Origin of the sequence: Muriicola sp. (assembly GCF_049669965.1) — a bacterium.
Classification (GTDB): Bacteria; Bacteroidota; Bacteroidia; order Flavobacteriales; family Flavobacteriaceae; genus Muriicola.
Window position 1 is genome coordinate 1 of sequence record NZ_JBATLB010000225.1, and the last position, 7,915, is coordinate 7,915.

Consider the following 7,915-nt stretch of genomic DNA (forward strand, 5'->3'; position numbering starts at 1 on the left):
CCATCTTTTCCAGTTGGGCCACAATATATGCCCGCACAGTTTCGTGGGCAGGGAAGCCAACGGCATGTGGTTGTTTCGAAATGGCTTCCACATGTGTAAGGGCCCTATCCGTTGAAAAACCGTATAAATCTTCAACACTACTATTGCTATCGGATGGCATCAGGGAGACATAACTCCAAATAATAGCCAGGATAAGCAGGGGGAGGCTAAGCCAAAGTCGGATGTTTTTCATGCGTAAGAAATTCTTCTCTAAAAGTAAATAATTCTCGTGGGTCTATGCCTTTCGACGACTAATTTTAGAAGATTCGCTTAAAATACGTATATTTAAGGCTAACCAATTTAAAACGAACTAGGTATGGGTATTAAAAGTTTTATGGGTCGAAGAGCCAAAGAAGTGTCCAAAAAAGAGTACGATGCCCCTATTTTGGTAGAGGACTATATGACTAGAAAACTGATCACCTATAGTCCGGAGCAATCCATTCTAGAAGTGATGGAATCTTTTGCAAAAAACCATATTTCTGGTGGACCTGTATTAGATGACAACGGATTTTTGGTAGGGATCATCTCTGAGGCCGATTGTATGAAAGAGATCTCAGAAAGCAGATATTTCAATCAGCCTATCCTTGATAAAAGCGTAGAAAAATTTATGACAAAGAAAGTAGAGACCATTCCTCATGATATAAGTATCTTTGATGCAGCCGGGGTGTTTCACAAGAATCACAGACGCCGTTTGCCTGTCATGAAAGACGGGCTGTTGGTAGGGCAGATCAGTCGGAAAGACATTGTGATCGCCGCTTTAAAGCTTACCAGCCATAATTATCAATAGAACATTATGCCAGATATAAAATAGCCTCGGACATTCTCCGGGGCTATTCTCTTTTAACGATCATATAGTAGTCATTTTCCAGGGGCAAATAGCCCAGGTCGTACACAAAATAATAGGTAGTTCCTTTTTTGGTGGTATAAAGATTGGTGAGATAGTCAAAATCGAATCCCTTGTCTAACAGTCGTGTTTTAGTGGTCTTGGTTTTACCTTCTTTTAAAGGAAAACTATCCAGAATCCGGTAATTTTTTCGGAGCCGGTTGTTAATGTTCCGCACCAGGTTCTTACTGTCTTTATTCAGCTTATTGTTATAGGCATTCCTACAGTAGTCCGAACAGAACTTCTTGTCTACCCTCCCTTTTATGGGATCACCGCATTCCAAACATTGCTTCTCCAAAATAAGCCAACTTTCCATGAAATTACAAAAAATTCCTGCAAGCTGCCTTCAAGAAAAAGGAGCTTTTATCTGTAAAAGCTTTTATGAATTTATAAGGAATCAAATACAAGGGTTTAGTATCCTACCGCAGCGCCATCAGGACTAGACGAATCTGAAACCCCAATATAAATACCCTGATCCCTGGAATGTATGATGCCCATTAATCTGCCGAGGTTTCCTGCGCCATAGAGGGTATGGCCCATTTCTTCCAGGGCTTTCTGAGTATCCGGGGATAATAGGTCTGTTTCGTAGATCAACCTGTCTGGGAGCCACTGATGGTGTATTTTCATGGCTTCAATAGCTCTGTGTAAGGGCATCTCGTATTCCAATACATTTAGTACCGTTTGGAAAACAGTATTAATGATGGTTCTGCCACCCGGACTTCCAATGACCAGGTAAGGTTTTCCTTCTTTAGCCACAATAGTAGGAGTCATACTAGAAAGCATCCGTTTCCCGGGGGAAATGGTATTTGGAGGGGTACCTATTAATCCGCTACTTGTGGTGGTGCCAGGCTGTGGATTAAAGTCGCCCATTTCATTATTAAAGATAAAGCCCAATTTTGGGGCGCCTAATTTAGAACCATAGGAATACTCCAGGGTATAGGTGAGGGATACGGCACTACCATTTTTGTCTATCACGGACAAGTGTGTAGTATTGGTACCGTCGTAGAGTTGACCAAACCTTGTGGAATCGCTCACGGAGGCCCTTTCGAAATCTATATTCTGATACCTTTTTTGCGCAAACTCTTTGGAGGTTAATTTTGCGAGGGGCATCTCCGGGTTAAAGTCTGGATCGCCGAGAAATTCGGCCCTGTCCGCAAAAGCCCTTCTCATGGTCTCAGCAACAAGATGTACATACGCAGTAGAATTGAACTGGATAGAATCTAAGTTGGCCAGCTCCATGATATTCATCATCTCTATAAGCGCCACTCCGCCCGAACTAGGCGGTGGCATGGAGTAAATTTCATATTCCTTGTAGGTACCCTTTATGGGAGCTCGTTCAATGGCGGTATATGCTTTTAGGTCTTTTCTGGTAATGATCCCCCCATTTTCCTTCATGAATTTTTCGATCTCCCTGGCCACTTTCCCTTCATAGAAGCCATCCCTTCCTTTGTCGCGAATACGTTCCAGGGTTTGGGCCAATGCCGGCTGCACCCAGGTTTCCCCAAATTCTACCAGATCTCCCTCCGGATTTTTAAAGAAATCTTTCATAAAACCAGGTGTAGAGTTGTCTTGCATTCGCCTGGCATGGGAGGCGAGGGTCCAGGAAAGTGAGAATCCATTTTTTGCCAATTCAACCGATGGCTGCACCAACTCCTTCCAGGGTAACTCCCCGTATTTCTGATGTGCCATAAAAAGTCCGGCTACAGTACCTGGCACGCCCACAGATTTTAATCCTTCGTGATTACTCCCTTGTATAAGTTCACCGTTTTTATCCAGGAACATATCTGGTGTTGCCTGTAAGGGCGCTTTTTCCCTGAAGTCTATGGTTGTGCTGGCTCCGGAACCATTTATATAGACGATAAATCCGCCTCCGCCAATATTCCCTGCCTGAGGGTGCACTACCGCAAGGGCAAAGGCAGTGGCCACTGCTGCATCTATCGCATTACCACCCTTTTTTAGAATGGTTACACCCACCTGGGAGGCGAGTTCATTGTCTGAAACGACCATCCCGTTTCGCCCATAGGTCTGCCCGTATGTGCTGCTAAAACAGAAAAACAGGACGATAATTAAAGTTACTTTGGAGTTACAAGCTAATTTGATCATTGCCAGTGTGGTGTTTTCTGAGAGCTATTAATGTTCAAGATATTCCGAAATGCCTTTTTCATTGCTGGAATCTAACCATTCCCATCGCAATGTTAGTTTAATTTTTCCTAAATCTGTGTGAGATATTTTGGCCATGGCCTTCCCCGCTTTTAGTTCATTTTCGGAGGTAACACAATGATAGCGCATATCTAATGTGTCTTTTTTTAATAGGGCAATTATTTTTCCCAGCTTAATGGGCCCACCGTAATACGTTGCCGTAACCAGATCCCCGGTTTGTTGGAATTCGAATACAGTATCCTTATTAACGGTCCCTTTCTCTGAGTTTTCAATTAGAGCGAACCTTTTATTATGGAAGTCTATTTTTTTCATTCTCTTAAAACAAGCTCGCAATTAGTAACTGTTTATTCTTTAGAGAGCTGTGTGGAGCCCTCCGGGATGTTACCCATTTCGTTTAGAATACCTTCCATTTTCAGATGAGTAATTGTTGGGGGGTTTGTTAATCTCACCAGGGTTATATGATCAAAAGCAAGACTGTCCGATTCTTGTTGACTCCCGCCAGTAGTACCAAGCATTGTATAGTTCCTGCCATTTCTTACTTGATGGGAAAAAGAATGAAAATGCCCGTTAATTACCGTGTAAGGCCGAGCTGAGAGAAGTGCCTCCAATTTGCCTAAACCTTTATCGTCCTCTCTCATCCAAAGGGGTTTGTGCATCAGCACAAAGGTCCATCGCACCTCCGGGTATTTTTCCAGAACAGATTTAAAATATCCCAATTGGGCATTGCTCATGGCGCCCAGCCTTCGTTCTGGCATCTTGTAATAGTCAGATTCTTCGTATACACCCTCTATCTCACCATTAATGATTTTAAGGGCCTCTGCTCTCGCCTTGTAGATCTCCATCATACGTTGTTCTTCAAAATCCTCAGAATCCATCATTAGGAATAATACGTCTTCATACACAAAATAGTAGTAACGAGGTCCAAACCTGTCTTTCCAGAATTCGCGCATGCGTGGATTGGTCAGATCATGGTTTCCCCCTAAGTAAAAAAAGGGCATATGTAATTTCGAGGTCCGTTTATCAAAGGAATCCCATTCCTTCTCTAACTGCAGTGTATCTTCGGTACCACCGTCAATCAGATCCCCCACACTAAGTACAAAGGTTGGATCTAACATATTTAATTGTTCAACGGCAGTACTGTAGATTCCTTCGCGTTCCCCACCGTTGAGGTCAGAAATTATGGCAAACGTAAAATCTTTTTCTTCCATTTCAAAGACATCGCTTGTCCATGGTGTGGGGCCGTCTGTGAGATCGTGTTCAAATACCGGGGTAGGTTTTTCATTTGTTCTGCAGCTCATAAAAAGTAACACTACAACAGATAATAGAAAAGGTATTTTCATGGATGTAATTTTTTATAATAGTTGAAGAAAGATCTGGAAGTTAAGTTTAATTCGCAGGACTAATCCAGCACCTTATTCCTGTATTCTCTGTCCAAAAGTTAATAGGTTGTTATCCGGGTCCAGAAGGGAAAATTCTTTTTGCCCCCACGGTTTTATTTCCAGGGGGCCATTGGGATGTATAGCAACGTTTTGATCTAAAAACGACTGGTATAGCGCATCTATATTGTCTGTTCTTATATACACTTGTCCGTAGTTTTCTTTAGGATTAATATCCTTGAATTCGAAAAAGTGAATTTCAATAGTTTCTTTATGCATCATTAAGTAGTGCTGATAGGAGGCACTTCCCAACTCTTTAAATCCCAATTGGTTTACATAGAAATCCCGTGTAAGGTTCTTGTTGCGCATGGGTAGTTTTGGACTGATATTGAGTAACATGGTCTTTTATTAAAACTCCGCAGGGAGGTTATGGCAATAATGAACTATAGGTTTCAAGGATAATCTCTTTTAACTCAAGATAAGAATTTAAAAGATCTTTTGAATGAATTAGTCGTAAGCCGATAAGGTTTTCAAACTCCTGATCCGAATGCATTTTGTTATGTAAAAAGTTGGTTACTAATGAATGAAATATTCTATAAAAAGAACTATTTAAATTATATTATTTTTTGATAATAGCTTTTTATCACACCGATACCATACAACATCTTCACCTCCGGGTTCATAGGGAGCAAATTGGAAGAATTCCATCCCAACCTTTTCCATCACCCTGATCGATGCTTTGTTCTCTTTCATAGCAATGGCAATTATCTTTTTTAATTTTAAGGTGGTAAAACCGTGGGTCAAAATAGCATGTGACGCTTCGGTTGCGATGCCAGCTCCCCAGTATTTGGGCAAGAATCTGTATCCAAGATCAATTTCGTCAAATTCAGGGAGATAGAGCAGCCCCGCCCAACCTACAAATTGCATTCCCTCCTTTAAAATAGTAGCCCACCTTCCGAATCCATATTTCTTATAATGTGCAATTCTCCCCAGGATCGCTTTTTCCATTTCGTCCAGGGATTCTACCACAGGTTCCCCCGTATACTTTTGCACTTCCGGATGAGAGTGTAAGGTGAATAGATCCTCTTTGTCATCCAGGGTAATTTCCCGCAACAATAGTCTTTCTGTTTCTATCAGGGTTTTCATTTTATGACCCTATAAGCGGTTAAATATGTCATGGCTCTAACAGAGGAATTTTCGGTATTTAGGACCGACCATAATTTTTGAGAAACCTTGTTAAAGAGATCATCAGCCCCAAAAAATTCTACCAGAATGCTATAATTATCCTTTGATGATAATAGTAAATGAGTAAGATCCGAAAGAGAAATATTTACAGAAACCGATTTGCTAATCGCCTTCTCTATTTTTATATTTTTTTCATCCAATCCTGAAAAAGTTATCTGGTGGTCATAGTTGATTTGTTCTTTTGAATCGCCATCAATTTCTAATTTAGCAAATATTTCCTCCAGGAATATCTCAAAGTCATATATCAATATTTTGGCAGCTGAGGTGGCCACTCGTACTGTTTCATTCAGTAGCTGTTGAGATTTGGCATAATAGAGCGAACCTGCAAAGGTAATTATGCCGAACTGGTCATTTGCAAAATCAAGATTTTTAAGATCGTACGGAGCGTATTCCACACCTGGGTGTAAAAGGGCTTTTTGTAACATTTCTGCACTTGGATCAATCCCGAAAACTTTATGGCAATACTTTGCTAAAGCAACGGATGAATGGCCGGTGCCACATCCTATATCTAACCCGATATTTTGTTTTCCATTCTCGTCGAAGTATTCATTGAGAATTTTGGAATGTAACAAAGGACGGTATGCTGCATAATGAAAGGCCGTAATTTGGTCATATTCCTTTAACATGTTCTTATCTTCTATTATCAGATATTTAAGGTTGAAGTTAGTTTGTTTATACGTCAGACCATACTGTCAATTCATTTCCTGAGGGATCTAAAAAATAGAATCTACGTTCGCCCGGAAAAGAAAAAATATCCTTTGTGATCTTACCAGTTGCGGCATCGATCGTACTTTTTATCAGTTTTAGATCATTGTGATAGAGCACTATCAGCGTGCCATTTACAATGCCCTTTTCTGTTTTTTCAAAACCACCCTCAAGTCCGCTATTGGAAAAAGCAATATAGGTTGATCTATAATTGGTAAAGGTCCAATCGAAGCACTTAGAATAGAATTCTTACGTTTTTTCAAGATCTTTGGCTTTAAACTCAATGCAATTTATGTGGTTGTCTTTTGTTTTCATCACAGACCGGCTTGATCATTTATTTCAATAGTTGTTCCATCAATTTTATGGCTGTTGTTTCACCTTTCTTCCGAACAAATTCGCGAGGGGTGTTATCACCAACTTCATAGGTAAAAGACTCGGCCCCAAATTCGAAAAAGAAGAAGGCGGTTGAATTAATTTTGTTGCCCGTTCCTGGACTGGGCCTAATATTAGGTTCGTAAGCCGGGAACTCATCCGCTAAACCGGCAATTACATTGGGTACAAGACCGGGCATATTCCCTTTTAGTTCAGGAGTGATGGTGTAAAAAATATCCTCCCAGGTGGAATGAAAATCGACCCCAAAATAAAAGGAACCGCCTGTATCTGATACTTTTTGACGCATAAAATCTCTAATTGCGCGGGTCTCTGGTTGATTAAAGTTCTCCCAGTCTCTATTTAGATCAACACCACCATAATTATGTCGCCAATGTCCATTATCTACACCATCGGGATTTACAAGCGGAACTACATAGGTATTGTATGTTGCCCTAAAACGTTTTGCAATGTCTGTGTCGGCACAGAGGGTTTCAATAAACGCCTGCATAGCCAGAAACCCGGTTACCTCCGGTGGGTGTTGTCTGGAAATAACCATAATCATTCTTTGATCGTCGCTATCCCCAATTTTAAGCAAATTCAATGGTCTCCCTTGGTTACTTTCGCCAATGGTAGATTTTGAAACAAAGGTATTGGTCAATAATTCGTTTGTCCAGCTATCAACTACGGATGAGGTGATTAATTCCTGGGCAGAGACCCAAAGCGTGTCTTTGTTAACCGATAGCTGCATAGTAATGCTTTCTGCTAATTCTCTTTCGTTGTAGATTTTCTTTACTGCTTTATACTTCAAGGAATCCAGGGCTTCCCAATCAGAACCATTTTTACTGAGTTTTGGAAAGTACCTGTGAAACACATCGTCATTATAAGTAAGTTTTACATAGAGATCTTTTTCCGTTTCCGACCAAATTTTAAATCCATACCAGGGGCTGGGATTTATGGGTGAATTCTCAGAAGTTATTAAAACAGAGATAAGTGTGTCGTTGGTGCGGGCAACACCATTCATACGGGCACCACTATAGTCATTAGACATAAACACTCCATCTCCAAGATCAAAAATTCCGGCATACTGCTGTTGAACGGGAACCGTCAGAGTGCTGACTTTCCTGATCGGCGCTTG

The 7,915-nt window shown here is 40.9% G+C and carries 9 protein-coding genes and 1 pseudogene; 1 reads left to right on the plus strand and 9 read right to left on the minus strand.

Going from position 1 to position 7,915, the window contains the following annotated elements; translation table 11 throughout:
* A pseudogene (locus WBM49_RS11740) lies at positions 1–232 on the minus strand (peptidase M28); the annotation flags it as partial.
* Positions 233–355: 123 nt separating this feature from the next.
* Between WBM49_RS11740 and WBM49_RS11745 the strand changes: the two are divergent.
* On the plus strand, positions 356–826 hold the full coding sequence (locus WBM49_RS11745) for a CBS domain-containing protein (protein ID WP_424372243.1): 471 nt from the start codon (positions 356–358) through the stop codon (positions 824–826).
* 43 nt (positions 827–869) lie between these two features.
* On the opposite strand, the gene WBM49_RS11750 is transcribed toward WBM49_RS11745, so the two are convergent.
* From WBM49_RS11750 to WBM49_RS11785, 8 genes are all read right to left on the minus strand, one after another.
* Complete coding sequence (locus WBM49_RS11750; protein WP_424372251.1) at positions 870–1,220, minus strand: hypothetical protein; 351 nt, start codon at positions 1,218–1,220, stop codon at positions 870–872.
* Between the two features lie 113 nt (positions 1,221–1,333).
* Entirely contained in the window at positions 1,334–3,025 is a 1,692-nt protein-coding gene (gene ggt / locus WBM49_RS11755) for a gamma-glutamyltransferase (RefSeq protein ID WP_424372244.1), read from the minus strand.
* Between the two features lie 27 nt (positions 3,026–3,052).
* Positions 3,053–3,394, minus strand: coding sequence for a hypothetical protein (locus tag WBM49_RS11760; RefSeq protein ID WP_424372245.1), 342 nt, complete (start codon positions 3,392–3,394; stop codon positions 3,053–3,055).
* 32 nt (positions 3,395–3,426) lie between these two features.
* Positions 3,427–4,422, minus strand: a complete 996-nt coding sequence (locus WBM49_RS11765; protein ID WP_424372246.1) for a metallophosphoesterase family protein — start codon at positions 4,420–4,422, stop codon at positions 3,427–3,429.
* 72 nt (positions 4,423–4,494) lie between these two features.
* Positions 4,495–4,857 (minus strand): bleomycin resistance protein, encoded by a 363-nt coding sequence (locus WBM49_RS11770; RefSeq protein WP_424372247.1) that lies wholly within the window; start codon positions 4,855–4,857, stop codon positions 4,495–4,497.
* Between the two features lie 210 nt (positions 4,858–5,067).
* Complete coding sequence (locus tag WBM49_RS11775; RefSeq protein WP_424372248.1) at positions 5,068–5,604, minus strand: GNAT family N-acetyltransferase; 537 nt, start codon at positions 5,602–5,604, stop codon at positions 5,068–5,070.
* Positions 5,601–6,329 (minus strand): class I SAM-dependent methyltransferase, encoded by a 729-nt coding sequence (locus tag WBM49_RS11780; RefSeq protein ID WP_424372249.1) that lies wholly within the window; start codon positions 6,327–6,329, stop codon positions 5,601–5,603. Before WBM49_RS11780 ends, WBM49_RS11775 begins: the two co-directional genes overlap by 4 nt.
* A gap of 413 nt (positions 6,330–6,742) precedes the next feature.
* The coding region (locus WBM49_RS11785) for a M14 family metallopeptidase (protein ID WP_424372250.1) at positions 6,743–7,915 on the minus strand (1,173 nt) is incomplete at its 5' end.